Origin of the sequence: uncultured Thiodictyon sp. (genome assembly GCA_903837595.1) — a bacterium.
Lineage (GTDB): Bacteria > Pseudomonadota > Gammaproteobacteria > Chromatiales > Chromatiaceae > Thiodictyon.
The window spans coordinates 17,648-43,371 of sequence record CAILVI010000267.1; the positions used below are offsets into that span (position 1 = coordinate 17,648).

At 65.1% G+C, this 25,724-nt stretch carries 22 protein-coding genes; 13 read left to right on the forward strand and 9 right to left on the reverse strand.

Going from position 1 to position 25,724, the window contains the following annotated elements:
- Positions 1 to 94 precede the first annotated feature (94 nt).
- Positions 95 to 3,952 carry a DUF3683 domain-containing protein gene (locus QZY44_RS14610; RefSeq protein WP_295447436.1) on the reverse strand — a complete coding sequence of 1,286 codons (3,858 nt, stop codon included), beginning with the start codon at positions 3,950 to 3,952 and terminating at the stop codon, positions 95 to 97.
- A 183-nt stretch (positions 3,953 to 4,135) separates the two neighbouring features.
- Between QZY44_RS14610 and QZY44_RS14615 the strand changes: the two genes are divergently transcribed.
- A complete protein-coding gene (locus QZY44_RS14615) occupies positions 4,136 to 5,116 on the forward strand; it encodes a D-2-hydroxyacid dehydrogenase (protein ID WP_295447438.1) in 981 nt (326 codons plus the stop codon).
- A 104-nt stretch (positions 5,117 to 5,220) separates the two neighbouring features.
- Here the strand turns inward: QZY44_RS14615 and QZY44_RS14620 are convergent, their stop codons facing one another.
- Positions 5,221 to 5,640 carry a hypothetical protein gene (locus QZY44_RS14620; protein WP_295447440.1) on the reverse strand — a complete coding sequence of 140 codons (420 nt, stop codon included), beginning with the start codon at positions 5,638 to 5,640 and terminating at the stop codon, positions 5,221 to 5,223.
- 197 nt (positions 5,641 to 5,837) lie between these two features.
- Here QZY44_RS14620 and pxpB point away from each other — a divergent pair, with 197 nt between their 5' ends.
- The 3 genes from pxpB (at position 5,838) to pxpA (ending at position 8,449) form a co-directional block, all read left to right on the forward strand.
- Positions 5,838 to 6,527 carry a 5-oxoprolinase subunit PxpB gene (gene pxpB / locus QZY44_RS14625; RefSeq protein ID WP_295447441.1) on the forward strand — a complete coding sequence of 230 codons (690 nt, stop codon included), beginning with the start codon at positions 5,838 to 5,840 and terminating at the stop codon, positions 6,525 to 6,527.
- Complete coding sequence (locus QZY44_RS14630) at positions 6,521 to 7,519, forward strand: biotin-dependent carboxyltransferase family protein (RefSeq protein ID WP_295447442.1); 999 nt, start codon at positions 6,521 to 6,523, stop codon at positions 7,517 to 7,519. Before pxpB ends, QZY44_RS14630 begins: the two co-directional genes overlap by 7 nt.
- A gap of 210 nt (positions 7,520 to 7,729) precedes the next feature.
- Positions 7,730 to 8,449, forward strand: coding sequence for a 5-oxoprolinase subunit PxpA (gene pxpA / locus QZY44_RS14635; protein WP_295447444.1), 720 nt, complete (start codon positions 7,730 to 7,732; stop codon positions 8,447 to 8,449).
- A 135-nt stretch (positions 8,450 to 8,584) separates the two neighbouring features.
- Here the strand turns inward: pxpA and QZY44_RS14640 are convergent, their stop codons facing one another.
- Complete coding sequence (locus tag QZY44_RS14640; protein ID WP_295447446.1) at positions 8,585 to 11,527, reverse strand: tetratricopeptide repeat protein; 2,943 nt, start codon at positions 11,525 to 11,527, stop codon at positions 8,585 to 8,587.
- A 4-nt stretch (positions 11,528 to 11,531) separates the two neighbouring features.
- Positions 11,532 to 12,695, reverse strand: a complete 1,164-nt coding sequence (locus tag QZY44_RS14645; RefSeq protein WP_295447448.1) for a hypothetical protein — start codon at positions 12,693 to 12,695, stop codon at positions 11,532 to 11,534.
- Between the two features lie 377 nt (positions 12,696 to 13,072).
- Between QZY44_RS14645 and QZY44_RS14650 the strand changes: the two genes are divergently transcribed.
- From QZY44_RS14650 to QZY44_RS14660, 3 genes are all read left to right on the forward strand, one after another.
- The gene (locus tag QZY44_RS14650; RefSeq protein WP_295447450.1) at positions 13,073 to 13,396 is read left to right on the forward strand and encodes a tetratricopeptide repeat protein; all 324 of its coding nucleotides are present in this window, start codon (positions 13,073 to 13,075) and stop codon (positions 13,394 to 13,396) included.
- Between the two features lie 229 nt (positions 13,397 to 13,625).
- Positions 13,626 to 13,829, forward strand: coding sequence for a cold-shock protein (locus QZY44_RS14655; RefSeq protein ID WP_295447452.1), 204 nt, complete (start codon positions 13,626 to 13,628; stop codon positions 13,827 to 13,829).
- A 129-nt stretch (positions 13,830 to 13,958) separates the two neighbouring features.
- The gene (locus QZY44_RS14660; protein ID WP_295447454.1) at positions 13,959 to 15,557 is read left to right on the forward strand and encodes an ABC-F family ATPase; all 1,599 of its coding nucleotides are present in this window, start codon (positions 13,959 to 13,961) and stop codon (positions 15,555 to 15,557) included.
- 83 nt (positions 15,558 to 15,640) lie between these two features.
- On the opposite strand, the gene QZY44_RS14665 is transcribed toward QZY44_RS14660, so the two are convergent.
- Positions 15,641 to 16,576 carry a Gfo/Idh/MocA family oxidoreductase gene (locus tag QZY44_RS14665; protein WP_295447455.1) on the reverse strand — a complete coding sequence of 312 codons (936 nt, stop codon included), beginning with the start codon at positions 16,574 to 16,576 and terminating at the stop codon, positions 15,641 to 15,643.
- Positions 16,577 to 17,238: 662 nt separating this feature from the next.
- On the opposite strand from QZY44_RS14665, the gene apaG reads away from it, so the two are divergent.
- The 5 genes from apaG (at position 17,239) to holA (ending at position 22,749) form a co-directional block, all read left to right on the forward strand.
- Positions 17,239 to 17,613 carry a Co2+/Mg2+ efflux protein ApaG gene (gene apaG / locus QZY44_RS14670; RefSeq protein WP_295447458.1) on the forward strand — a complete coding sequence of 125 codons (375 nt, stop codon included), beginning with the start codon at positions 17,239 to 17,241 and terminating at the stop codon, positions 17,611 to 17,613.
- A gap of 16 nt (positions 17,614 to 17,629) precedes the next feature.
- On the forward strand, positions 17,630 to 18,475 hold the full coding sequence (locus QZY44_RS14675; RefSeq protein WP_295447460.1) for a symmetrical bis(5'-nucleosyl)-tetraphosphatase: 846 nt from the start codon (positions 17,630 to 17,632) through the stop codon (positions 18,473 to 18,475).
- A gap of 158 nt (positions 18,476 to 18,633) precedes the next feature.
- Complete coding sequence (gene leuS, locus QZY44_RS14680) at positions 18,634 to 21,204, forward strand: leucine--tRNA ligase (protein WP_295447462.1); 2,571 nt, start codon at positions 18,634 to 18,636, stop codon at positions 21,202 to 21,204.
- Positions 21,194 to 21,712 carry an LPS assembly lipoprotein LptE gene (gene lptE, locus QZY44_RS14685; protein ID WP_295447464.1) on the forward strand — a complete coding sequence of 173 codons (519 nt, stop codon included), beginning with the start codon at positions 21,194 to 21,196 and terminating at the stop codon, positions 21,710 to 21,712. The genes leuS and lptE overlap by 11 nt, the downstream gene beginning before the upstream one ends.
- A 14-nt stretch (positions 21,713 to 21,726) precedes the next feature.
- Positions 21,727 to 22,749 carry a DNA polymerase III subunit delta gene (gene holA / locus QZY44_RS14690; protein WP_295447466.1) on the forward strand — a complete coding sequence of 341 codons (1,023 nt, stop codon included), beginning with the start codon at positions 21,727 to 21,729 and terminating at the stop codon, positions 22,747 to 22,749.
- A 247-nt stretch (positions 22,750 to 22,996) separates the two neighbouring features.
- On the opposite strand, the gene QZY44_RS14695 is transcribed toward holA, so the two are convergent.
- Both QZY44_RS14695 and yeiP read right to left on the reverse strand, forming a co-directional pair.
- On the reverse strand, positions 22,997 to 23,251 hold the full coding sequence (locus QZY44_RS14695) for a hypothetical protein (protein WP_295447467.1): 255 nt from the start codon (positions 23,249 to 23,251) through the stop codon (positions 22,997 to 22,999).
- A 49-nt stretch (positions 23,252 to 23,300) separates the two neighbouring features.
- Positions 23,301 to 23,864 carry an elongation factor P-like protein YeiP gene (gene yeiP, locus QZY44_RS14700; RefSeq protein WP_295447469.1) on the reverse strand — a complete coding sequence of 188 codons (564 nt, stop codon included), beginning with the start codon at positions 23,862 to 23,864 and terminating at the stop codon, positions 23,301 to 23,303.
- Positions 23,865 to 24,020: 156 nt separating this feature from the next.
- Between yeiP and arfB the strand changes: the two genes are divergently transcribed.
- Positions 24,021 to 24,443, forward strand: a complete 423-nt coding sequence (gene arfB, locus QZY44_RS14705; protein ID WP_295447471.1) for an alternative ribosome rescue aminoacyl-tRNA hydrolase ArfB — start codon at positions 24,021 to 24,023, stop codon at positions 24,441 to 24,443.
- Positions 24,444 to 24,475: 32 nt separating this feature from the next.
- On the opposite strand, the gene QZY44_RS14710 is transcribed toward arfB, so the two are convergent.
- Together QZY44_RS14710 and QZY44_RS14715 are read right to left on the reverse strand one after the other, a co-directional pair.
- Entirely contained in the window at positions 24,476 to 25,441 is a 966-nt protein-coding gene (locus QZY44_RS14710; protein ID WP_295447473.1) for an alpha/beta hydrolase, read from the reverse strand.
- Positions 25,442 to 25,505: 64 nt separating this feature from the next.
- Positions 25,506 to 25,685 (reverse strand): hypothetical protein, encoded by a 180-nt coding sequence (locus QZY44_RS14715; RefSeq protein ID WP_295447475.1) that lies wholly within the window; start codon positions 25,683 to 25,685, stop codon positions 25,506 to 25,508.
- Between the last annotated feature and the right edge of the window lie 39 nt (positions 25,686 to 25,724).

Genomic DNA, 25,724 nt, shown 5'->3' on the forward strand with positions numbered 1-25,724 from the left:
CAAGAAACAGATTTCTGACATATCCGTCGTGCGCGAGGCGCGAGCCTCGATACCACGCGGACCTCCCCGCGCACGACGGATCGCACGATGGATTCTACAACAATACCCGCTCGATCCCGCCCGCCTCGACCTGTTTCAGGAAGGCACCCTGCCAGCCCTCCCCAAGCAGCCGCCGCGCGACTTCTACCACGATGTAGTCGGTCGTAAGCCCAGTCTCGTCGGCATACTTGGACAGGCCCTGCTGGCAGGCCGGGCAGGCGGTCAGCAGTTTCACCTTGCCGCTCGCCGTGCGGTCCGCTCCGGTCAGGGCGCGTAGCCCATTGGTCAGTTCCTCGTGTTTGCGAAAACGGACCTGGTTGGCGATATCCGGGCGGGCACTACCGAGCATGCCGGCCTCGCCGCAGCAGCGATCCGAGAGGCGGACCTCCTGGCCGATCAGGGCGCCCGCGACCTTCAGCGGGGCATAGGTCTTCATCGGGGTATGGCAGGGGTCGTGATAGAGGTATTGCACCCCCGGCACGCCCCCCAGGCTCAGCCCCTTTTCCATCAGCCATTCGTGAATGTCCAGGAGTCGGCAGCCGGGGAAGATCTGTTCGAATTGGTATTTGAGCAGCTGGTCCATGCAGGTGCCGCAGGACACCACCACGGTGCGGATATCCAGATAATTGAGCGTATTGGCGACGCGGTGAAAGAGTACCCGGTTGTCCATGGTGATCTGCCGGCTGCGTGCATCCAGACCGGCGGCGCGCTGGGGGTAGCCGCAACACAGGTAACCGGGGGGCAGGACGGTCTGGGCGCCCTGATGATAGAGCATGGCCAGGGTGGCCAGTCCCACGTCAGAGAGCAGGCGCTCGGAGCCGCAGCCGGGAAAATAAAAGACGGCCTCTGCGTCCTCCGGGGCGACTCGGGGGTCGCGCAGGATGGGTACCTGGGTGCGGTCCTCCAGTCCCAGCACCTGGCGGAAACCGCGCTTGGGCAGGGCCACCCGGACCGGACGGCTGACCAAGTCCAATAGCTGACCGAGCGCGGCGGGGTGGCCGGTGGTGGCGGCGGGCCGCGTGGTGCGTCCGCGGGTGAGTCCCACTGAACGCGCCGTGGCATGGGCTAGGTTGAGCCCGGCAAAGCCCCATTTGATCAGCCCCTTGCGCAGCAGATGGATCGTGGCGGGGTTGGTGGTGTTGAGGAACTGCATCGCGGCCCAGGCCCCGGGGTTGAAGCGCTGCTGACGGCGGCTGACCAGGATGCGCCGCATGCGCATGGTGACATCGCCGAAGTCGATGTCGACCGGACAGGGGCTGAGACACTTGTGACAGACGGTGCAGTGGTCCGCCACGTCATTCATCTCCTCGATGTGACGTAGCGACAGCCCGCGCCTGGTTTGTTCCTCATAGAGGAAGGCCTCGAGAATGAGGCCGGTCCCCAGGATCTTATTGCGCGGTGAATAGAGCAGGTTGGCCCGGGGGACGTGGGTCGAACACTTGGGCTTGCACTTGCCGCAGCGCAGACAATGCTTCACATCGTCATTGACCGCCCCCAGTTCGGTCTCCTCCAGGATGATGGCCTCCTGCTGAACCAGCCGCAGCGACGGGGTATAGGCCCCGTCCAGTCCGGACCCGGGCATGAGTTTGCCGCGATTGAAGCGCTGGTGCGGGTCCACCCGCTCCTTATAGGCGACGAAGGCGGCGAGCTTGGCCGGCTCCAGATAGCGCAGCTTGGTGATGCCGATCCCGTGCTCACCGGAGATGACCCCGCCCAGCGCGGTGGCGAGCTGCATGATCCGGTCCACCACCAGGTCTGCCTCATGCAGCATGGCGTAGTCCGCCGAGTGGACCGGGATGTTCGTGTGTACGTTGCCGTCGCCCGCATGCATGTGCAGTGCCACGAAGAGGCGCGAATCGCGCACCCGGGCGTGACACCCGGCCAGGCGCTCACGCACCACGGCCAGGTCATGGCCGGCGAAGATCTCGCCCAGGCGCTCACCGACCTCGGTCCGATAGGATTGGCGCAGTTCCCGGCGCAGCATCAGGTCGAGCAGGGTGTCACCCGGGCGCCGGCGGGAATGCTCCGCCGTGCTCAGCAACTCCAGGTGTGCGTCGGCCGGGGCATCCAGATGCGCGAGCACCGAGCGCCAGCGCGCGCGCGCGCGGGTGACCAGCACCCGGGCGGCCTCGCGCTTGGCCGCGAGGATGGCGCGCTCCTCAGTCGAGTCCCGGTAGTCCCCGTCCCGATGCGACTCGGGGAGTTCGCCGGCCAGGTAATCCAAGACCGCGGCCATGATGGCGTCCTTGTTGCGGATGGACTGCTCGATGTTGATACGCTCGATCCCGCGGCTGTAGTCCGCCAGCCGGGGCAGTGGGATCACCACGTCCTCGTTGATCTTGAATGCGTTGGTGTGGCGGGAGATGGCGGCGGTGCGGGCGCGGTCCAGCCAGAAGCGCTTGCGCGCCTCCGCGCTCACGGCGACAAATCCCTCGGCGTCGCGCGCCCGGGCCAGTTCCACCACGTGCCCTGCCGCCCGGTCCACGGCCGTCGCATCGTCGCTCACCAGATCGGCGAGCAGGACCATCTTGGGCAGTTCCCGCCGGTCGGCCTTGGTGGTGTAGCCCACCGCCCGGACATAGCGCTCGTCCAGGTGCTCCAGGCCCGCCACCTGCACGTCGGCCAAGCCGTCGATGAAGTCCTTGATCTCGACGATGGCGGGCACCGCCAGTTCCAGATCGGTGCCGAAGAACTCCAGACAGACGGTGCGCACCTGCTCGGGCATGCGGTGCAGTACAAAGCGGGCGGAGGTGATGATGCCGTCGCACCCCTCTTTCTGCACCCCCGGCAGGCCGCCCAGGACCTTGTCGGTCACGTCCTTGCCCAAGCCAGCCTGGCGGAAGGTACTGCCAGGCAGGGTCAGGACCTCGGGTTGGCCGCGCGGCGTGGTGCCGTCCGGGGCGAAGCGCGAGAGGCGAAAGCGCACCTGCGCCTGGTCGTGGATCTTGCCCAGATTGTGGTCCAGCCGCTCCACCAGGAGCCAGTCGGCGTCCGGGGTGACCATCCGCCAGGAGGCGAGATTGTCGAGCGCCGTCCCCCACAGGACCGCCTTCTTGCCGCCCGCGTTCATGGCCACGTTGCCGCCGATGCAGGAGGCGTCCTGGGAGGTCGGGTCCACCGCGAAGGCGAGCCCATTGGCGTCCGCCAAGTCAGAGACCCGGCGCGTCACCACCCCGGCGCCGCAAAGCACCGTTGGGACCGGGTCCGCCACCCCGGGCAGGTTGATCCGCTCCACGCCGGAGAGTTGCTCCAGCTTTTCGGTATTGATGACGGCCGTCATGGGGTGCAAGGGCACCGCCGAGCCGGTGTAGCCGGTCCCGCCGCCGCGCGGGATCAGGGTCAGACCGCAATCGATGCAGGCGCGCACGATCGGGGCGACCTCGGTCTCGCTGTCCGGTGAAAGGACGACGAAGGGTAGTTCCACGCGCCAGTCAGTGGCGTCGGTGGCGTGTGAGACCCGGGCCAGGCCGCCAAAATCCAGGTTGTCCGCCCGGGTGATGCCGGCCAGTGCCTTGCGCAGCCGGTCGCGGGCCGCCTGCTCGGTCTCGAACCAGGCCCGGAAGCGCGCGACCGCGGTGCGGGCGGCGCTCAGGAGTTCAGCCGCGCCGGCGTTGTCGTTGAGGCGCAGCTCAAACTGGTCGAGCCGGTGGTCCAGCGCCGCGAGCAGCAGCCGACGGCGGTCGAGGTTCTCCAGCAGGTCGTCCTGGAGGTAGGGATTGCGGGTGATGACCCACATGTCACCCAGCACCTCGAAGAGCATGCGCGCCGAACGCCCGGTGCGCCGCGTCCCCCGCAGCGCCTCGATCAGCCGCCAGCGGGCCTCACCCAGGAAGCGGATCGCGATCTCCCGGTCGGAGAATGACGTGTAGTTATAAGGGATCTCGCGGATGCGCGGCTGGGTATCGGCAGTCATGGGGTTTCGGGTCCGGCGGGGCGGGCGTATTGCACTGCACAAAATGGTACCCCAACCCCGGCCATGGGTGGCTGTGAATCCGCGGTGCGGTGCGGTGCGGTGGGGCAGGGCGGTAAAATTGTGCGACGATCGCCCGGCATCCGGCCTTGGCTCGCGCCAATTTGCCTAACCATGAGGGATAACATGAACAGCAATTCCCCTGACGCCGCGGCCAAGCCGCACCGCCCCGGTCTTGGCGTCTTCCTGGATCTGGCGAGCGTCGACCGGGGCGACCTCGACCTTGGGCGCCTCACTGGCGCCTGCGAGCGCTGGGCGTTTTACCCCGCCACCGCGCCGGGGGAGATTGCCGGGCGCATCCGCGCGGCCGAGGTGGTCGTCACCAACAAGGTGGTGCTGAATGCCGACCTGCTGGGGGAGGCGGCGGCCCTGCGCCTGGTCTGCGTGGCGGCGACCGGCACCAACAACGTGGACCTGGAGGCCGCCGCCCGACTGGGTATCCCGGTGCGCAACGTCCTGGGCTATGCAACCCCCGCGGTGGTCCAGTACGTCTTTGCCGCCATCCTGAGCCATTACACGCGCCTCGCGGATTATCGTGCCTCGGTGGTGGCCGGCGCCTGGTCCAAGGCCGAGCACTTCTGCTTCTTGGAGTATCCGATCGAGGAGATCGCGGGCCGCACGCTGGGCATTGTCGGTCTCGGCGAGCTGGGTCGTGGGGTGGCGCGGGTGGCGGAGGTCTTCGGGATGCGCGTGCTGGTGGCCCGGCGGGATGCGGCGGATGAGCGCCCCGGCCGCGTTGCGCTGCACGAACTGCTGCCCCAGGTCGACGTGTTGAGTTTGCACTGCCCACTGACGGCACAGACCCGGGGGCTGATCGGGGCGACCGAGCTTAAGTTGATGCGGCGCGATGCGCTCCTCATCAACACCGCCCGCGGTGGTATCGTCAACGAGTCTGCCCTGGCCGAGGCCCTGCGTGCGGGCCTTATCGGTGCTGCCGCGCTGGATGTACTGACCCGCGAGCCCCCGCCGCCGGACCACCCGCTGTTGGCCGCGGACATCCCAAGCTTAAGTATTACGCCGCACGTTGCCTGGGCCAGCCGCGCCGCCCGCCAACGGTTGCTGGATGCGGTGGCGCACAACATCGGGTGCGGTTTGCGTACCGTATGAGTTGTCCCGCCCATGGGCCGCTTGAGTCACTGTAGAAGCGGCCCCGGCCGCGACGGGTTGTTGCGAGGACGGATGATCAAGGCCGGGCCTGGCGCGCATATCCGTTAGAATGACAAGACCGTCGCGATCAGGATTGCGATAGCCGCGTACAGAGACCCCCGCCATGGGGTCTCAGCACCGGTCGCTGTCGTGAGTCGGTAGTTGACCACGAAGAGGCCGAGGCAGAAAAATAAACCAGCGATTGCCGCAACGAACACGGCAAGCGAGTCATGCGTCATGAGACCCACCAGCGGCAGCACGATGAGTTGCAGGCCGATGACCCCGAAGCCGAGTCCGGTGAGCCTCATGAGTGCAGTGACGATGGACTGCAGGCCGGCGTCCACCTCCTCCCAGTGTCTCCCGGCCGCTTGCTCGTGAAATGGAAGGAAGCCGGCGCTGGAGAGGTTTTTGTACGCCATCACCAGCGAGACGAGTCCTACCAGGGCGTAGAGGAACACCGCAACCAATTGGAACGCCAGACCCATATGTCACCCCTGAAATTAAACTGCGTTCTTGTATATAACAGCCCTTCACTGCTTTGCGCAACGGGCATGGCGATTAGCAAAAAGAGTATCGTCGGATTGTACAGCTTCATCCGTGCTGCGTGCAACCGCAGTCTCGCCCTTGGCTTAGGCTTGGTGAATAAATATCGATTAGCGGAGTGCGCGACGATCGCGCGGAGATGATGGCGATACCTCAGATCATTCCACTGGGTGATAGTGCCGTCCTGGCCAAGTTTGATAGTGACTCCGCTGCGTCGGTCGCTATCCAGGGCTTTTGTGCCGCGGTGCAGGCGCGGGCCTGGCCCTTTGTGCGCGACTTGGTGCCGGCATTCCGGAGCGTCTGCATTCATTATGACCCGCTGCGGCTGTATGGGCATGGCTGGACCCCAACGACCTGGTGTGCGGAGTTGGCGGTGTTGCAATGCGCGCCGGCCGGGGCGCCGGCGGCGCGTCTGCATCGGTTACCGATCTGTTATGAGGCTGGGTTTGGTCTGGACCTGGACGCGGCTGCGCAGCAGCTGGGTGTAACGGTTGAGGCGCTGATTGAACAGCACCTGGCAGCGGTGTATACCGTGGCCATGATCGGATTCGCACCGGGGTTTCCCTATCTGGAGGGTCTGCCCGAGCGGCTTCGCCTGCCGCGTCGTGCCACGCCGCGCAGTGCGGTGCCGGCCGGCAGCGTGGCCATCGCCGAAGACCTGTGCGGTATCTATCCGGTGCAACTGCCGGGCGGCTGGCATGTGCTGGGGCGCACGCCGGTGCCGTTATTTGACATTCATCGCCCCTCACCCAGCCTGTTGCAGGCAGGGGATCGGGTGCAATTCGAGCGTATCGACTCACTCCAATTCGCGGCGCTCGGCCCATGTTGAAGGTCCTGCGGGGCGGTCAACTGTCCACCGTCCAAGATGCCGGCCGCATGGGCTGGCAGGCGCTGGGCGTCACGCCCGGGGGTGCCCTGGATGCGGTGGCGCTGCGGGTGGGCAACTGGCTGGTCGGCAATGCCGATCACCTCGCGGCGATCGAAATGACCTGGGCCGGTCTACAGGTCAGCTTCACCGAGGATACCCTGATCGCGCTTACCGGCGCACGGGCTGAGGTGTCCTGTGAGGAGCGGTCGGTGCCTTTCTGGCGGCCACTATGGATCAGTCGAGGCAGCGTGCTGCGGATGGGCCAGGTCATCGCGGGTGCCCGCGTCTATCTGTGCGTGCAGGGCGGGATCATGGCGCCGGTGGTCATGGGTGGGTTGGGTACCGATTTGCGCAACCGCTTCGGCGGGTACGAAGGTCGTGCCTTGAAGGCGGGCGATACGCTCGCGCTCAGGCCTCAGCAGGACCGCTATCCACGTTTGCGTGTCCTGCTGCGACAGCATGGGAGCGGATTCGCCAGTCCACCCTGGCAGGTCTCGATGTGGCGTGACAGCGGCCTGCCGGGTGATCGGCCGATCCGGCTGCTGGCGGGGCCACACCAGTCCGGATTGGGCGATCAGGGCGTTGCGACCCTGCATTCGGCTGAGTTTCGGGTGCTGCCCCAATCCGATCGCCAGGCGCTACGTTTGCAGGGCGTCGCCCTCACGGCGGCGAATGATCGGCAGCCGTCCGCCGGGGTGTGCTTCGGGGTCCTGCAACTACCGCCGGACGGTCATCCGATCCTGCTCCTGGCCGATCATCAGACCACCGGGGGCTATCCGGTGATCGGGGTCGCGGCCAGCGTCGAGCGCACCCGGCTGGCCCAGCTCAAGCCGGGTGACAGCGTGCACTTCGTCGGCTGCGGGCAGGACGAGGCGCATCGACTCTTGCAGGAACGTGAGCGGCGCTTAATGACGATCCGACACGAACTGGCGTGGCGTGCGCAATACGGCTGATGGGTCTGATTCTTGCGACAGCGCGCCGTCGGCCTTGATCATCAGCCCGGCCACCTGGCTGCGTCAGTGTAGGTCGCCCTTCAGGGCGACCTACATCTGCCCGTGGCCGGAACGATGATCACGGCCGCGCCGTCGTGTCATGAGGGTCCGAGCGCAGTTCAAGGTCCTACCGATATCTCTCACGACGCCCCTGCTGGCGATAGGTCAACCATGGATATCAATGCCGATCTCGGCGAAGGCGGTGACTGTGACGCATTGCTGATGCCGCTGATTGACCGCGCCAATATCGCCTGCGGCGGTCACGCCGGTGATCGGGCCAGCATGCGCGACGCCCTGCGGCTGACCAGGCAGTATGGCGTCAAGGCCGGGGCGCATCCGTCATATCCCGATCGCCCAGGGTTCGGCCGTATCGAGACCGGGGCCTCACCGGCCGCGATCGAGGCGGACTGCACCCGGCAATTGAGCGAATTCCGGCAGGCGGCGGATGACTGTGGCGTCACCATATCCCATGTCAAGCCGCACGGTGCACTCTATCATCGCGTGACGCAGGATGCGCCGGCCGCCGACGCCTTCTTGCGTGCGGTGATGGCCGTCTGCGGCGACTGTGCGGTGATGGGGCTGCCCGAAAGCCGGTTGCAGGAACAAGCCCGCCTGGCGGGGGTCGGTTATCTTGTGGAGATGTTTGCCGACCGGCGCTATGAGCCGGATGGCCGGCTGACGCCGCGTAGTCATCCTCAGGCCCTGATCGGCACGCCCGACGAGGCGCTCGGGCAAGTCCTGTCAGTCCGCGACAGCGGGTGGCTGCGCGCTCGTAACGGGCAGTGGATCGCGTTGCACGCCGATACCGTCTGCATCCATGGCGATGGCGGGCAGGCGCTGGCCTTGGCGCGGGAACTTCACCGCGTGTTGGCTGGTTCCGAATTGCCGTAGATCCGGTTGCGCTGCGCCAACCCAACGTGCGGACCGGCCATGGCCAAGTGCACTGATCGCGAAGCGCGGAGCGCCCCGCACCTGTGTGTCACCGTCGAGCGGTGTCACCAGTCAGTGCGGCGGAGCGCTCGGCACTCAGCGCGGCGGGCGGCGGCGCCTGGCCTTCTTGACGGCCGTCGGCGGCTTTGCCCCGACGGCGAGACCGCGGTAGATCCGCTCCGCGGTCCGACGCACCTCCGGGCTCACGTTGCGCAGGATGTCCTCGCCTTCGAGCAATGCCAGGAAGGCCCAGTAGAGGGGGGCGTAGCGTGCTGGGTAGTCGGCGGCCTCCATCCATTCACAGAACTGGGGGCCGTAGCCCTTGGCGTGGGCATAGCGCAGCGTGCGCTGGACCCGTAACAAGAAGGTACTCCAAAGTTGGGCATCCCCCTTCGCCAGGGCGGCGTCGAAGGCGGCGAAGGCTGGCCCAGGTGAGTCTTCCGCCAGGTGTTGGGCGGCGTCCAGCAGACGACCGATAGAATCCTCCGGGACCTGCCGCCCCAGCTCGGCGTGCTGCCGGGCGTCTTCGGGGCGGTTCAGATGGAACCAGTACAGATAGGCCAAATGCCCGTGCGGGTAACCTTGTTTCTTCGGCTCCGCCAGTTCCAGGCTGCGGAGATAGGCTTGCTCGGCCTCTTCATGGCGTCCCAGTTCGTCCTGAAGAAGTGTGCCGAGGTTGTTCCATGGCAATGCGTCCTTTGGATCGAGGACGATCGCCTGACGGAAGGCGGCTTCAGCTTCCTCACAGCGGCCCAGGTGCTCTTGCAGAAGGTCGCCGAGGTTGTTCCAAGGCCATGCAAAATTCGGATCGAGCGTGATCGCCTGACGGTAAGCGGCTTCGGCTTCCTCATAGCGGCCCAGGTGCTCTTGCAGAAGGCCGCCGAGGTTGTGCCACGGCAATGCGTCCTTTGGATCGAGCGTGACCGCCTGACGGTAGGCGCCTTCGGCTTCCTCATAGCGACCCCATTTCTCATTGAGATAATAGCCGAGTTGACCCCATGCCCAGGAGCGGTGCTCGTTGTCAAACTCCATTTCACCGCCCTTCCGCAATGAAGATTCGGCGTCTGCTGGAAAGCCAAGCTCCTCAAGTCGCCGTCCGCGGTGATAGGCTCTCAAGGGCGTATCTGATTGTTCAATGTCAGAATGGCCGTCAACGCGCGCCCATAGCCTATCGCCGTCTCCTGCAAATCGTTTCCGGGTGGCGCGCACCTGGTCGGGATCACTATTCGCCGTGTTCAGGGCGACCAGGCAACCCATTGCTGCAATGCCGGGTGTGTTTTCGTGTAATGCAGCGGCACTGGCCCCTTCCAGATCATAGCAATGACCTATGCTGCCATCCCGCACCGCCGCGCGATAAGGCCCCAGCTCATGCTCGGAAAGCGACACGGCTGCACATAACTCGGCAAGCTCATTGCGCAGCGTTTCTGTCAGCGCTGCCAGCCTATCTGCCTCTATCGTCGGCAGTAGTTCGACGACTCTACGCTTCTGCGCACCGCCGATTTCCAGGGAGCCACCCAACAGGTCCCAGAATCCCCGCGCATCCATCCCATTCGGCCATTCCCGTTGCATCGCCAGCACCCGGCGTTTTAACTCGACCATATCCGCCTGTTCAGGGTCGATATCGCGCAGGTCCACCAGGTGCCCGATCCGCTCACGGGTCTCGGATTGCTGAACCAGGTCCCGGCCGGCGGCGTGGCTCAGTGCCTTGCGATAGACCGGGTCGTCCATGCTCTCCGACAGGGCCGCCATCAGATCGGCCCGGCCCCGGTGGTTGCCGCTGCTCAGAACATCGCGGGCCAGGCCCTCCCGGTCGCCGGGTGAATAGAACCCACGCAGGAAGCAGGTCAGCCAGCGGACCCGCTGCTTGAGACGGCGGCTGCCATGGCGCATCAGATACCAGATATTGAAAAAGCGCTCGACCATCTGATAGCCGGAGCGCCCGCTGCCGCTGACCTCGACCTTTTCCACATAGCCATCGTTTTCCAGCCGGGCCAGTTGGGCATTGACCACCGTGACCTCCAGCCCGGATTCCCGCGCCACCTCATTGGCGATGATCGGGTCCCAGGCCAGGGCCACGGCATCCAGCACGGCGCGGGCCTGGGGTGCGGCCTCCTCGGCGCGCGCCTTGTAGAGCGGCGTCATGCGGTCCAACAGTTGTTCCAGGTCGGCAAAGGCGTCCTCGCCCGCCTGGCTTTCCAGCAGTAGATACAGGAGCGCCAGGGTGCGCGGATTGCCGCCGGTCATTTCGGTGAGTGCGTCGATACGCCCGGGGTCACGACCCAGCAGTGCCGCTACCTTGGCCCCGTCGGGACCGCGTTTGCCGGCCAGGCGATGCAGGCAGGCACGTACCTCGGCGATTTGCAGTCTTTCGAGGGTGGTGATGCGGAAGAAGTCGAAGAAGGCGGCCGTGCGATCGGACAGACCCTTGGGGTAGGCGGCCGCCGCACCGATCACCAGTGGACCGTCGGTCTGCTGGAGCAGATCGCGCAGGCCCCACGCGTGCTTTTTCAGCGCATCCAGGATCAGATTCAGGTTGTCGAGAAACAGCACCGGCCGCCGTCCCAGACGCTCACAGCCCTGGCGGAATGCGCGCCAGGCCGACCCGCCGCCGGCCTCGGCCTTGCGGTCTTTTTCGTAGGCGGTCTCCGCCGCGTCCAATGCGCTTTCCAGGGCTTGTGCGTCCTCCTGGTGGCCTGCCTGCTCCAGCCAGTCCAACAGCGATTCGCTGGCGTTGCGCCAGAACACATGCAGGTTGATGACGTTGTATTGTTCTTCGCGGAAGGTCAGTGGCACCAGACGCGCGGCGAGCCCCGGTTGTTCGCCGACCGCGATGGCGATGCGCAGCAGGAGCGTGGTCTTGCCCATGCCCCGTTGCCCGATGATGAGATGATGACGGGGGCTGGCCCCCGGCTCGGTTTGGTGACGAAGTTCGCCGAGGAAATGGTTGAGCGTGGTTTCCCTCGCTACGAAACCGGCTACCAAGTCGTCGGGGCTTAGATTTCCTGGGCCATAGAGCGCAATGACATCGATATCGGTCATGGCGTCACTCCGGCAGATAGCGCTGCCACCAGAGTCGTAGCAACTCCATGCGGAAGCGGTGGTTGTCGGCATCCAAGTCGGAGACGAGGAATCCGTCCTCTTCCAGAATGCGCAGTAGACGAAGCAGGTCCTTTCTGGGCAGAGTCGTGTCGTTTAGCGCCGGCAAGATGCCGTCGGAGGAAAGCCCAGCCTCAAAGTCGGCCAGATAGGCGAGAAGCGCAAATAGGCGGCCCCGCACGGGTTCGGCAAAATTCTTGCGTAGGTGTTCAGGCCAAGTCTCAAAATAATTGCGGTTTGTTGGTTGCAGCAGCCGCTTGCGGGCCTCGTTGACGCGCACCTGGGCAGTGTCAGGGTCCTCGGCAGGGCTGCCCTGCAACTGCATACCGAAGGCTTCGAGATAATAGGCGGACAACCAGCCGGACGCGGCGACGATGGCCGTGGCCTCGTGTTCACTGACCTGCTGGCGATGCTCGAAGAACCCTGTCGCTGCCCAGTCTTTTAGCAAGGCGCAAGCCGCTTGCGAATCCAGCGGGAGCAGTTCAAAGGGCTCCAGATTATTGGAGGCGCCCAGGTATTCGCCGCGGCGCGCCAGCGGCTCGATACCGATGGAGCCGGTCACCAGCCAGCGCAGACCCGGGAAGCGTTCGCGGAATTCCCGCAGGCGGTACGCAATGTTCTTTACCTGGGCGAGCCCATTGGGCGTGGCCTCCAGATGCAGCAGGAAAACCGGCAACTCATCAATCAGGATGGCCCAGCGGTTGCCTGGGTCCTCGGCGAGCGCAGCGATCAGATGGTCGGCGAAAATCTCCCAATTCACATTGAGGAGCGATTGCCACCAAGGGCTGGGACCCGCTGGGGCGCCGTGAGTCGCCTGCTTTAAGCGCTGGCGTAAGGAGTCGAGCAGGGACGCGGCTCGCTCACGTTTACCCTCAATGGTCTGACATAGCTTGGCAAAAAACTCCCGTTCGTCGCGACAGTTGGAGACGTCAATCTTGATCATGGCGTACCCATGATCGGCCGCGCGTTCCTCAAGTCGTTGCAGCACAAAGGTCTTGCCCAAGCGCCGCGGGCCGGGCATGAGCAGGTTCTTGCCGGCGTTGAAGCGACGAAAGATGGCCTCGGTCTCGGCCTGACGGCCGTAGGGGGCGGTGGCGAAATCGAGGGGCATGTCATGCTCTTTAAGTGTGGTTTGAATCCGTAATGTAGGTCAGGTACTATTGAAACGCAAGTGTTTTAAAGCGGAAGTGTTAAAAATGCTACCGCGCCCGCTTTCATGTTCCGGGCTCCGGTGGCTCGCCGTCGACAATGTTGCCGGGTCGATGGATCGCAAATCGACCTTCGGATAGTTGGATTTATCTGGTCTCATGAGTATGGACATATCTGGGCGTACACTTGTGGTGTGGATAAGCGGGAGCCTACAGGAGACCGGCGGCGGAGCACTCGCTGGCGTTTGGATGTAGCCACGCTGAGCACCGACGCTGACCCAGAGGCGCCCCGCAAGGTATGCTGACGCCCGGCACAGTGTTCCCTAAACCGTGTGAAACCATGTCCCTCATCGATAACCTTCAAGCCATGCTCGCCCGCGGCCAGGACTCGGCGTTGCTGCGCTATGGGCTGGGCAACGAGTATCTGAAGGCCGAACAGCCCGCCGCGGCGGCCGAGCACCTGGCCGAGGCGGTGCGTCAGGACCCGACCTACTCCGCCGCCTGGAAGCTCTACGGCAAAGCGCTCGCCGCACTCAGCCGCCACGCGGAGGCGCTCGACGTGTTCGACCAGGGCATCGCCGCTGCCGAGCGCAAGGGTGATCTCCAGGCCGCCAAGGAGATGCGGGTCTTTCGCAAGCGCTCGGAAACGGCCATAACTAGCTGACCTATAGGGTCTTCGGGAACTTTGACAGGTAAGGCGATGGCCTATGTCCTCGTGCCTGAATAAAGTCCTTGCGCAATGGCTCAGCATCAGGTATCGTTAAGTCAGTGCAGTATTTTCCCTGTAGTGTTCCGGTAGTACCTCCTCTCCGCAGTGTGTGGCAGATCCTTCCGTAATATCCCGACAGTCTTCTGCATATACACCAAGTAGAGTTTATCCAGAGGTAAGCGTAATGGCTTCAGGCACAGTTAAGTGGTTCAGTGACGAAAAAGGCTTCGGCTTCATCGCCCCGTCCGACGGTTCCAAGGACGTCTTCGTCCATCACAGCGCCGTCCAGGGCGGTGGCTTCAAGTCACTGGCCGAGGGACAGAAGGTCACGTTCAATGTTGAGCAAGGCCAGAAAGGCCCGAGCGCGACCAACGTCGTAGCCGAGTAAGACTCGGTACCAGGTGCCCGCCACCTGGTCTAAAGAGCCCCGCCCAACCGCGGGGCTTTTTTGTTTTCCGGTCCGTCGCATGCCGGCGGGCTACCCTTCTCCCGCTCCAGCCCGTGACGGAACCCACTCGTGATCTCTACTGCCAACATCACTATGCAGTTCGGCGGTAAACCGCTGTTCGAAAATGTCTCAGTCCAATTCGGCGGCGGCAATCGCTACGGCCTGATCGGTGCCAACGGCTGTGGGAAATCCACGCTGATGAAGATCCTGGGCCGCGATCTGGAGCCCAGCGCGGGCAACGTGTCGGTGGAGCCCCACAAGCGTCTGGGCAAGCTGCGCCAGGATCAGTTCGCCTTCGAGGACCACACGGTGCTGGATACCGTGATCATGGGTCACGATGAGCTGTGGCAGATCAAGCAGGAACGCGACCGCATCTACGCCTTGGCGCACATGAGCGAAGAAGACGGCATGGAGGTGGCGCATCTGGAAGTGCACTACGCCGAGCTGGACGGCTACACCGCCGAGGCCCGTGCCGGCGAACTGCTGCTCGGGCTGGATATCCCGCTGGAGCAGCATGAGTGCCTGATGAGCGCTGTGGCCCCCGGCTGGAAGCTGCGCGTGTTGCTCGCTCAGGCGCTGTTCGCCGACCCCGACGTCATGCTGCTGGACGAGCCCACTAACAACCTGGATATCAACAGTATCCGTTGGTTGGAAGAGGTGCTGAATGCGCGCAACAGCACCATGATCATCATCTCTCACGATCGGCACTTCCTGAACAGCGTCTGCACCCACATGGCCGACCTGGACTATGGCGAACTGCGCGTCTACCCGGGCAACTACGATGAGTACATGACCGCGGCCTCCCAGGTGCGGCAGCGTCAGTATGCCGACAACGCCAAGAAGAAGGTCCAGATCGCCGAGCTGCAGACCTTCGTCAGCCGCTTCTCCGCCAACGCCTCCAAGGCCAAGCAGGCCACCTCGCGCCAGCGCCAACTGGAAAAGATCAAGCTGGAGGACATCAAGCCATCCAGCCGGGTCAACCCCTTTATCCGCTTCGCCCAGGACAAGAAGCTCTATCGCCTGGCGCTGGAGGTGAAGTCGCTGGCCAAGGGGTATGACGGCGTGCCGTTGTTCAAGGGGCTCGACCTCACGGTCGAGGTCGGCGAGCGGGTCGCCATCATCGGCCCCAATGGGATTGGCAAGACGACACTGCTGCGCAGCCTGGTCGGGGATTTGACGCCCGACCACGGCGCTGTCAAGTGGTCAGAGAACAGCAAGTTGGGCTATGTTGCCCAGGACAACACCGAGGACTTTACGCAGGACGCCACCCTCTATGACTGGATGGACCAGTGGAAACAGCAGGGTGATGACGAACAGGTCATCCGCGGCACCCTGGGGCGGCTGCTGTTCTCCCAGGACGAGATCAAGAAATCGGTGAAGGTCATCTCCGGTGGTGAGCGGGGCCGCATGCTGTTCGGCAAGCTGATGCTGCAAAAGCCCAATATCCTGCTGATGGATGAGCCCACCAACCACCTGGACATGGAATCCATCGAGGCGCTCAACACCGCGCTGGAAGACTATCCCGGCACCCTGATCTTCGTCAGTCACGATCGGGAGTTCGTCTCCTCGCTCGCGACCCGCATCATCGAGCTTACGCCCCAGTGCGTGGTCAACTTCCGCGGCAACTACGAAGACTATCTGCGGCAGGGCGAGCGCGCGGCGGCCTAACAGCAGCGATCACGGCGGCGGGGGCGTCCCGCGTCAGGCAAGCAGGCGGGGCCCCCCGGCTCCAATGGGTGGTGTCCGCCCCATCAGCGCCCGATGCGGGCGCGGACCTCCAGCGCGACTTCCAGGGCCTTGAGTCCGATAGCGCCATCCACCAAGGGCGCGGCGCCGTTGCGCACACTTTCCACAAAGGCCGCCAGTTCCTGATCCAGGGGCTTCACCGGTTCCACTTGGAGGCGTTCGCGGGCGATCTCCGGGCGTTCGGCGCCAGGGGCCTCCCGTAGCCAGGCCCGATCGATGGTCTGGGCGATGAAGTCGAGCGACAGGTAGCCGCCGGACTGGAAGACGCGAATGCGCCGCGTCTGCTTGTCCGAGACCCGGCTCGCGACCACGTTGGCCACCGCGCCGTTGGCGAACTCCAGGCGGGCGCTGGCAATGTCCACATGGGGGGTCAGCACGGCCGCGCCGACCGCGGAGATGCTGCTGATCTCGGAGTCGATCAGCGACAGGATGATGTCGATGTCGTGAATCATCAGGTCCGAAACCACATCCACATCGGTGGCCCGCTCGGTGAACCCGCCCATGCGTTGGGCCTCGATATAGCGGGGGACCGTGATGCGCTGCGCCAAGGCCATGACCCCGGCGTTGAAGCGCTCGACATGCCCGATCTGGAGCAGTGCCCCATGGTCATTGGCCAGGCGCACGATCGCCTCGCCGTCCGCCCGGGTGGCGGCGATGGGCTTTTCGATCAGGACACCGAGGCCGCGCCGCAGGAAGGGCTCGGCCGCGTGCAGGTGGGTCGTGGTCGGGACCACCACGCTCACCGCGTCCACTCGCTCGGCCAGCTCCGCCAGGCAGTCGCAAACGGTGCAGCCGGCCTCGGCCGCCACCGCGCGTGCGCGCGCCGGGTCCGAGTCAACGACGCCGACCAATTCAACCCCAGGCATTCGCGAGTAGATTAGTGCGTGGAAGCGCCCCAAATACCCGACACCAACGACAGCGACGCGCAGCTTGTCTGACATGGCGGCTACCGGTCGTCGGTTCGGGAGGATGGCGCAGCGGCGATCCGACGCCGCACCCACCCAGTGCGTGGGGCCTCAGCCACCCACGCCACTGCCGGCCGGCCCCTGCCTGGCGATCGGGACCGGGGCCCCGCCGTAATACACATTGATTTGGTATGCAAGGGTCGCGGACATGCCGAGCGTGACGACGATCAATAGGAGAGAGAACAGATCTGGTTTCCGACGGCTGTGCTTGTGGGTCATGGACGTACCGGCGATCACTTCGATTGACGCTCAAACAGTGGGTTAGGGTTTACAACGCACGGTAATTGTGGATTAACGGCCCGTCGCAGGGCACGGAAACAGGGTGCAGAGTCGCTCCTGATTCACCCGGACCGCGGGCGTCTTAGCCCCTATTATTACCTGTTCCTTTGCGCTTGTCTGCTTTCGTTAAAATGCGCTAAAACCCCTGTCTCGTCATGGCCTCCTGCCATGCCTCGCGGCGGCCCGCTTCCTGCGAGCGCCCCTGGTAAGATACCCTTAGGGTCCGGTGAGTGGTGGTCTGCCAACCGATCCTACTGAAGCCCATTGCGCCGGGCAACCCACGGGCCTGGTGTCTTGCCGCAGACGGTCCCGCTGGTGCGCGCGAACACCCCCCATAGCCATTCCGCAGCGAGGTTCAAGTGCAGCGTCACGCGATCAAGGTCTTGGCCCGCAGCCAGTTTCAGCCCGAGCAGTCCGACCCCGGTGAGGGGCGCTACGTTTTCTCCTACACCGTCACCATCGAAAACCAGGGCAGTGAGCCCGCCCGTCTACTCGATCGCCATTGGATCATCACCGACGCCGACGGCCAGGTGCAGGAGGTCCGCGGTGAGGGGGTGGTCGGTGAGCAACCGCACCTGAAGCCCGGCGAGCGCTTCCACTACAGCAGCGGGGCCATGCTGCCCACCCCGGTCGGCAGTATGCACGGGAGCTACGGCATGATCGGCGACGACGGGACCCGGTTTGCGGCCGATATCCCGCCTTTTTCACTCGCCTCCCTCGCCCGGCTGCACTGACGCACCGCCCTGCCAGATGCCCACCTACGCCATCGGGGACATTCAAGGCTGCGAACTGGAACTGCGGCGGCTGCTCGAGCGCCTGCGATTCGACCCCGCCCTCGACCGCCTCTGGTTCACCGGCGACCTGGTGAACCGGGGCCCCGGGTCTTTGGGGGTGCTGCGCCTGGTTCATTCACTGGATGCCTGCTCGGTCGTGGTCTTAGGCAACCACGACCTGCATCTGCTCGCGTTGGCGGCCGGCAACGAAAAGCACGCCAAGAAGAGTACGCTGGCGGAGGTTCTTAAGGCCCCGGATCGGGATGAACTGCTCCACTGGTTGCGCCATCGGCCGCTGCTGCACCATGACGCCGATAAGGGCTTCACCCTGATCCATGCCGGACTCCCGCCCCAATGGACGCTGGCCGTGGCCCAAGACTGTGCCCGTGAGTTGGAAGAGGCCCTGCAGGGGCCCGACTACCGGGACTATCTGTTCGCCCTCTATGGTGACCAGCCGGCGCGTTGGGACCCGGAGCTGGCGGGTATGGAGCGGCTGCGTTTTATCACCAACGCACTGACGCGCTTACGCTATTGCACCCCAGAAGGGACCTTGGCCCTGAAAGAGAAGCGCCCGTGGTCCAGCCGCCCGGCGGGACTGGTGCCCTGGTTCCAGTGTCCGGGCCGGCGCAGCGCCGATGCGCGCATCATCTTCGGTCACTGGTCGGCCCTGGGCTATTGGGACCGGGACAATGTGTGGGGCATCGACAGCGGTTGTCTGTGGGGCGGCCAGCTGACCGCCGTGCGGGTGCGCCGGTCCAAACCCATCGAGCCCCTGCATCTGCCCTGCGCGGGTTATCTGGTTCCGGGTGAGGGCGGGGATTGAGCTTGGGTTACAGTAAGAGGTAACAGATTCGGCCCGTCCTGGCACGGACTTGGGGCCGTCAGCCGTGGCCTGCGTCGCTGCGGGTCGCCGTGATAGCCCCCGGCGCGGTATGCTGTCGCCGATCGCCCGATCTTGACCCGTCTACCCGATACGAACCCATGCAACACGACTACGATCCGCGCGGCATCGAGGCCGCGGCCCAGGCATTCTGGGAAGAACACCGCAGCTTCAATGCGGTGGAGGACCCCGCACGCGAGAAATTCTACTGTCTCGCCATGTTCCCCTACCCGTCGGGGCGGCTGCACATGGGGCATGTGCGCAACTACACCATCGGGGACGTGATCGCCCGCTACCAGCGGATGCAGGGCAAGAATGTCCTCCAGCCCATGGGTTGGGACGCCTTCGGCCTGCCGGCGGAGAACGCGGCCATCAAGCACGGCATCCCGCCGTCGCAGTGGACGCGCTCCAACGTCGCCTACATGAAGGCGCAGTTGCGCAGCTTAGGCTTCGGCTACGACTGGGAGCGCGAACTGGCGACCTGCGACCCGGACTACTACCGCTGGGAGCAGTGGCTTTTCACCCGTTTGATGGACAAGGGTCTCGCCTACCGTGCCACCGCCACGGTCAACTGGGACCCCATCGACCAGACGGTGCTGGCCAACGAGCAGGTGATCGACGGCAAGGGTTGGCGCTCCGGCGCGCCGGTGGAGAAGCGCGAGATCGAGCAGTGGTCGGTGCGCATCACCGACTATGCCCAAGAGTTGCTGGACGCCCTGGATGGGCTGACCGGCTGGCCGGAGCAGGTGCGCACGATGCAGCGCAACTGGATCGGGCGCTCTGAAGGTGTCTACATGGAGTTCGGCATTGCCGGCTCGGACGAGCCACTCGGCATCTATACCACCCGCCCGGACACCGTCATGGGTGTGACCTATGTGGCGGTGGCCGCCGAGCACCCGCTCGCCCGCCGCGCCGCGCAGCACAACCCGGAGGTCGCGGACTTCATCGAGTCGTGCCGACAGGGCGGGGTCTCGGAGGCCGAGATCGAGACCATGGAGAAGCGCGGTCACGCGCTGGGCCTTGACGCCATCCACCCCGTCACCGGCGCGGCGGTGCCCATCTTCGCCGCCAACTTTGTACTCATGGGCTACGGTACCGGGGCGGTCATGGCCGTCCCGGCCCATGACCAGCGTGACTGGGAGTTTGCCGAGAAATATGGAATCCCCAAGCATCAGGTGATCCATTCGGCCGACGGCAGCCCCTGCGGTATTGAGTCCTGCGCCTATGTCGAGAAGGGGGTCTTGCGGGACTCAGGACCGTTCGACGGCCTGACCTCGGGACAGGCCTTCGACGCCATTGCGAGCTGGCTCAAGGAGCACGGCAAGGGCGAGAAGCGGGTAAACTTCAGGCTAAGAGATTGGGGCGTCTCCCGCCAGCGTTATTGGGGCTGCCCGATCCCGGTCGTGCGCACGCCAGACGGCGGTGCCCGCCCGGAAACAGATTTGCCCGTCCGCCTTCCCGAGGACGTGGTGGTCGATGGCTCCGGCTCGCCCCTAAAGAGAATGCCTTCATTCTCGAATCTCGCCGACGGCGAGATTCGAGAAACGGACACATTTGATACATTCTTCGAGTCGTCCTGGTATTACGCCCGCTTCTGCTCCAGCAACTGCACCACGGCCATGCTCGACGAGCGGGCGCGCTATTGGCTGCCGGTGGACCAATATGTCGGTGGGATCGAGCATGCGGTGTTGCACCTGCTCTATGCCCGCTTTTTCCACAAGCTGATGCGCGACGAGGGGCTGGTCGATTGCGATGAGCCCTTCACGCGGCTCTTGACGCAAGGCATGGTGGTCGCCGAGACCTGGTACCGTGAGGACGCGGAGGGTCGCAAGGAGTGGTTCAGCCCGGCCGATGTCACGGTGACCCGCGACGACAAGGGCAAGCTGCTCCATGCGGTGCTCGCGGCGGACGGGCAGCCGGTGTGCTTCGGCGGCATTGAGAAGATGTCCAAGTCCAAGAACAACGGGGTGGACCCCGAATCGCTGATTGAGCGTTACGGGGCCGACACGGTCCGTTTGTATACCATGTTCACCTCGCCGCCGGACCAATCGCTGGAATGGAACGACGACGGGGTTGAGGGTGCCTACCGCTTCCTCAAGCGGCTGTGGACGCTGGCGAGTGCCAAGGCCCACCTGATCACGGGAGACGGCAGGAGCGTGAACCTGTTGTCGGCCCCGGATGAGGCGGCCGCAGCCGTCCGCCGCGAGGTCCACACCGCACTCAAGAAGTCGCTCTTCGACTACGAGCGCCAGCAATATAATACCGTGGTCTCCGGCTGCATGATGATCGTCAACGCGCTCTACAAACTGGATGATTCACCCGAAGCACTGTGCGTGCTGGATGAAGGGCTGAGGATCGTGCTGTGCCTGCTGGCCCCCATTGCCCCCCATGTGACCCACCATCTGTGGCAGGAGCTCGGTTTCGGTGAGGATATTCTCAACGCCTCCTGGCCGGCCGTGGACGAGGCGGCCCTCAAGCAAGACAGCATCGAATATGTGCTTCAGGTCAACGGCAAGGTGCGCGGCAAAGTCAGTGTCCCTGCGGACGCGGACCAGGCCGCCGTACAGGCCGCGGCCCTCGCACAAGAAGGGGTCCGGCGCCATACCGAGGGTGCTACGTTGCTCAAGATCATCGTCGTCCCCGGCAAACTGGTGAACCTCGTTGTCAAATAGCGTTGTTCAAACCCGGCGAGCGGTACTGCGGACGCTGCTGCGGGCGCTGTCCTTGCTGCCGCTCGCCGGCTGTGGCTTTCACCTGCGCGGTGCACTCGAGGTTCCGGCGACGCTTACCCCCTTGTATGTCCAGGGGGGCGCCGGCTCGCCGGTCTTTCAGGCAATCAAGGAACAGCTCTCCGGCAGCGCCGTTCCCGTGGCCGCCAGCCCGAGCAAGGCCAAGCTGATCCTGCGCGTGCTGGGGGAGGGGCGCACCTCTCGGGTCGTGGCCACCGACTCTAACGGCAAGGTATTGGCCTATGAGCTGCACTATCTGGTTACCTACGATGCGGTGCTGGCGGACGGGAAGCAGTGGCTGCCGCAACAGAAATTGGACTTGGTGCGGACCTTCGACAACCCGGACGTGGAGGTCTTGGGCAAGCAGCTGGAGGAGGTGCAGATCTACCAGGAGTTCGCCGTCGACGCGGCCGATCGCATCTTGATGCGATTGCGCACTGCACTGCACTGAGCCGCGGCAACGCCATGCGGCTGCGCTTCACTCAACTGTCGGACCAGCTCGCACGCGGGTTGGCTCCGGTCTATCTGATCTGCGGCGACGAGCCCTACCAGCTCGGCGAGGCTGCCCGGCTGATTCGGGCGCGTGCCCGCGCCGCGGGCTTTGACGAGCGGGAGGTGCTGGACCAGGACGGAGCCTTCGACTGGGGCGCCCTCACCGCCGCTGCCCGCGCGATGTCGCTGTTTTGCGCGCGCAAGCTCATCGACCTGCGCATCGGCACCGCCAAGCTTGGCAAGGACGGCGGGGCCGCGGTGCGCGCCTACTGCGAGCGGCCCTGCCCGGACAACCTGTTGCTGATGACGGCCCCGGCGCTGGAGCGCAAGGAGCTTGAGACCCAATGGGCCAAGGCGGTGGAGGCGCAGGGCGTGGTGGTTCAGGTGTGGCCGCTCAAGGAACGGGAGCTGGTCCAGTGGCTTGACCAACGGCTCAAGTTCGCCGGCTTCACCCCGGGGCCGGGGGTGGCGGACCTGTTGGCCGAGCGACTGGAGGGCAATCAGATGGCGGCGGCGCAGGAGATCGAAAAGCTCAAGCTATTGCGCGCGCCGGGACCGCTCGCGCTGGATGACCTGTTGGGCACCCTGGCGGACAGCGCCCGTTTCGACCTCTTTGCACTTACTGACGCGGCGCTGGCCGGGGATCGGGCGCGCGTCCAACGGGTGCTGACGGTCTTGCGGGCGGAGGGGACCGCGGCGACCCTGGTGCTGTGGGTCTTGGCCCGGGACCTGCGGATGCTGGCCCAGGCCGCCTGGGCTAAGGGGCATCCGGGGGCGGCGCCGGCGTTCATTGCGCGCCCGCGTCAGGAGATCGTCGAGCGCGCCCTGCGGCGTCTGTCGACCACCCTGCTACGCTCGCTGGTGCGCCAGTGCGCCCTGGCCGATCGCTCCATCAAGGGCCTGGGCCCCAATGACGCCTGGGAGCGACTCACGTTCATCGCCGACACCCTCGCCAGCGGCGCGCTACGGCTCCCGCCGCCGCCGACCCCGCGCTGAGCGCGAATGGGTGAAGGTTGGTTGGCCGTTCCTAGGCCGCATGTCCCGACGACATCCATGACTGCAAGCGGCTGAGAATAATGGGACAGGATTAACAGGATTTCGCAGGATTTACAGGATTCTTGATACCCTGATCAGCTGTCTTCTAATCCTGAAAAATCCTGTTAATCCTGTCCAATTTCCAGCGGACGACCACGATGTCATGCGCTTGGGGGGAGGCTTCGCTTCGCGGGTATCGAATCTATGGTCAACCTGGCGCGGCTACTACCAGCCCGTTGCGTTCCAGTACGGCGTAGACCTTGCGGCTGGTCCGCGCCAGCCGGGACAGGTCCCCCAGCGTGGGGCTCTCCCCGGCGGCCAAGCGGCGCTCCCAGTCATCCAGTTCGCCTTCCAGAAAATCCAGGAGCTTGCGTGAGCAGCCGTCGCACGCCCCGGTGCAGACCCGGGATTGCGGGGCCTCGAAGGGGATCGCCACCCGGACCTGGGCGATTAGGTGGCGCATTGCCGTGCGGGTGTCGGGCTTCATCCAGGCCGTGGGCTAGCCGGGCGTCTCAGACCCGCGACATGAACTCGCCGGAGAGCGTATTGACCTTGATGGACTCGCCCGACGCCAGGTACTCGGGTACCTGTACCACCAGCCCGGTGCTCAGCGTCGCCGGCTTATTGCGGGCGGAGGCCGAGGCGCCCTTCATGGCGGGGGCGCAGTCGATCACCTCCAGGACTACCGTGGCGGGCAGCTCGATACCCACCGCGACGGCGTCGACCACCAGGGCATAGATCCCCTCCAGACCCTCGGTGAGGTAAGGGAGTTCGGCCTCCAGGGCCTCCAGGTCGAAGCCGTATTGTTCGTAGGTGTCCCGGTCCATGAAGGTGCAGCCGTCGCTGTCCTGAAACAGGAACTGCACGGCGCGCCGCTCGAAATCGACCGTCTGCACCTGTTCGTCACCCTTGAAGCTGCCCTGGAATTTCTGGCGATTGACGACGTTGCGCCCGCGCACCTTGTAGAGCGTGTTGCCGCTGCGCGAGGACGCGGTCTGGACTTGGAGGTCGGTGATATAGACCACCGCACCATCCACCTCGAGGACGCTTCCCTTCTTGATTTCACTGGCTTTCATGTGTTCACTTGCACTGCGCGTAAGGATTGAGAGGCCGCATCATACAGGCGCGGGAGGGTCTCGGGGGGCACGGGTCAGCCGTCCGACGCCCATGGGGGCCACGGCGCGGCCGTCCCGGCGGGCACTGGGTCCGGCGCCTGGGGTAGAATCCGACCCATGATCCAGGTTACCGCACACATCCGCATCGACCCCGCCGAACTTGAGGAGCAATTCTGCCGCTCCCCGGGGCCCGGCGGGCAGAACGTCAACAAGGTCGAGACGGCCGTGCAGTTGCGCTTCGACGTGGCGCACTCGGCGTCCCTGCCGGAGGACGTGCGCGCGCGTCTGCTGCGGCTCGGCGGGCGGCGGGTCGACAACGCGGGTGTACTGACCATCGAGGCGCACCGCTTCCGCACCCGCGAGCGCAACCGCGAGGACGCCCGCAGCCGCCTGGTCGCACTGATTGCGCGCGCCGCCCACCGGCCCAAGCCGCGGGTGGCGACCAAGCCCACCCGCGCCTCCAAAGAGCGGCGGCTTGAGAGCAAACGGGCCACCTCAAGTACCAAGCGGCTGCGCGGGCGGCATGCGGGCGATGACTGAATTCGAGCCGTGTTCGCGATTGAGGCGATGACTCACCTGGCACAGAAACGGCGCAGCCGTGGGCTGCCGCGGGCGGACTCCTCCCCCGATGGCAGGGCGGCCTGCGGGTTCGCCAGCCAGGTGGCAATGTCGCTCATCACCCGTTCCCGCTGGAGGTCCCGGGTCAGCATGTGCCAACCTCGGGCATAGAGTACCAGCCGCAGGTCCGGGTTCGCGGCGGGCAGATCATTGAGTAAGGCGCAGAAGGCCGCGCGAGGGATGATGCGGTCGTGCTCGCCGTAGAGTACCAGTGCCGGCCGCGGTAGACGGGGCGCGGCGGCGCGGGCGAGATCCATCAAATTGGTGAGGCCCCACAGGGCTTCGATCCGGGTTGCCCTGATGATCAGTGGGTCGTCGGCATAGGTCTGCAGCATGGCCCGGTTGTCGGTGGGCGGGCGTTTGAGCCCTTTGCCCGTCAACGTCAGCCAAGGCAAGGCGCGTGCCGTGATCGCGAGCGCCAGGCGCTGCAGCGGGGGCATGGTGTCACGTGACCAGACCGCCGGGGCGATCAGCACGGTGCCCGCGACGTTGGCCGTCACTCCCGCGGCCATGATCTCCGCGCCGCCCATGCTCTCCCCCACCAGATACAGGGGTAGGCGGGGGTGGCGTTGATGCAGCAGTGCGGCGAGGGTTCGCAGATCCGCGATCAGGTTGTCCTCGCCTGCCCAATGGCCGCGCCGCTGGGTAGCGCCGAAACCGCGCTGGTCGTAGGCGTAGACGAGGAAGCCGTGGGCGGCAAGCGCGGGGCCGAGCTGGGCGAAGGTTAGCCCCGCGTGCTCATTGAAGCCGTGCAGCGCAAGCACCAGGCCCCGCGCCGTGCGGGCGTCGCCCCAACGGCGCAGTGGCAACCGATAGTCGTCGTCCATCACGGCCGTCGTCGTCGTGAGCCGGGCCGGCCCGCTCGCTGACCGGGGACTGTGCGGCGGCACCCCGGCGCAGCCGGTCAGCAGGACGAGCACTGCAAGGGTCCAGCACAGGGTGGGTGTGCCGCCCGCGGTGCCTGTTGACTCGATCAGCGTCCCCTCATTCTTCCGTCTCCACCACCACCCCGGCTCCATGGCGGCCGGTGATGATCACCAATTTGCCCAGCGTCGGGTGACGGGCGGTGACGACTGTGAAGTCGTCGGCCGCCTTTTCGGCCAGGGTCTCACTCTCGTCCTTGAGGTCACGGATGACCGGGGGATTGGCATCGAACATGCGCATGGGTAGGCTCCGGGTGAATGGGTGGTGAGCGGTCAGGCG

Excerpts from the sequence above, each read along its gene's own strand:
- pxpA (WP_295447444.1), top strand. The coding sequence starts at position 7,730 with ATGGATATCAATGCCGATCTCGGCGAAGGCGGTGACTGTGACGCATTG.
- QZY44_RS14655 (WP_295447452.1), top strand. The coding sequence starts at position 13,626 with ATGGCTTCAGGCACAGTTAAGTGGTTCAGTGACGAAAAAGGCTTCGGC.
- QZY44_RS14665 (WP_295447455.1), bottom strand. The coding sequence starts at position 16,576 with ATGTCAGACAAGCTGCGCGTCGCTGTCGTTGGTGTCGGGTATTTGGGG.
- QZY44_RS14620 (WP_295447440.1), bottom strand. The coding sequence starts at position 5,640 with ATGGGTCTGGCGTTCCAATTGGTTGCGGTGTTCCTCTACGCCCTGGTA.
- QZY44_RS14615 (WP_295447438.1), top strand. The coding sequence starts at position 4,136 with ATGAACAGCAATTCCCCTGACGCCGCGGCCAAGCCGCACCGCCCCGGT.
- leuS (WP_295447462.1), top strand. The coding sequence starts at position 18,634 with ATGCAACACGACTACGATCCGCGCGGCATCGAGGCCGCGGCCCAGGCA.
- holA (WP_295447466.1), top strand. The coding sequence starts at position 21,727 with ATGCGGCTGCGCTTCACTCAACTGTCGGACCAGCTCGCACGCGGGTTG.
- yeiP (WP_295447469.1), bottom strand. The coding sequence starts at position 23,864 with ATGAAAGCCAGTGAAATCAAGAAGGGAAGCGTCCTCGAGGTGGATGGT.
- QZY44_RS14675 (WP_295447460.1), top strand. The coding sequence starts at position 17,630 with ATGCCCACCTACGCCATCGGGGACATTCAAGGCTGCGAACTGGAACTG.
- QZY44_RS14645 (WP_295447448.1), bottom strand. The coding sequence starts at position 12,695 with ATGCCCCTCGATTTCGCCACCGCCCCCTACGGCCGTCAGGCCGAGACC.
- QZY44_RS14630 (WP_295447442.1), top strand. The coding sequence starts at position 6,521 with ATGTTGAAGGTCCTGCGGGGCGGTCAACTGTCCACCGTCCAAGATGCC.
- QZY44_RS14640 (WP_295447446.1), bottom strand. The coding sequence starts at position 11,527 with ATGACCGATATCGATGTCATTGCGCTCTATGGCCCAGGAAATCTAAGC.
- pxpB (WP_295447441.1), top strand. The coding sequence starts at position 5,838 with ATGATGGCGATACCTCAGATCATTCCACTGGGTGATAGTGCCGTCCTG.
- QZY44_RS14715 (WP_295447475.1), bottom strand. The coding sequence starts at position 25,685 with ATGCGCATGTTCGATGCCAATCCCCCGGTCATCCGTGACCTCAAGGAC.
- QZY44_RS14610 (WP_295447436.1), bottom strand. The coding sequence starts at position 3,952 with ATGACTGCCGATACCCAGCCGCGCATCCGCGAGATCCCTTATAACTAC.
- arfB (WP_295447471.1), top strand. The coding sequence starts at position 24,021 with ATGATCCAGGTTACCGCACACATCCGCATCGACCCCGCCGAACTTGAG.
- QZY44_RS14650 (WP_295447450.1), top strand. The coding sequence starts at position 13,073 with ATGTCCCTCATCGATAACCTTCAAGCCATGCTCGCCCGCGGCCAGGAC.
- QZY44_RS14695 (WP_295447467.1), bottom strand. The coding sequence starts at position 23,251 with ATGCGCCACCTAATCGCCCAGGTCCGGGTGGCGATCCCCTTCGAGGCC.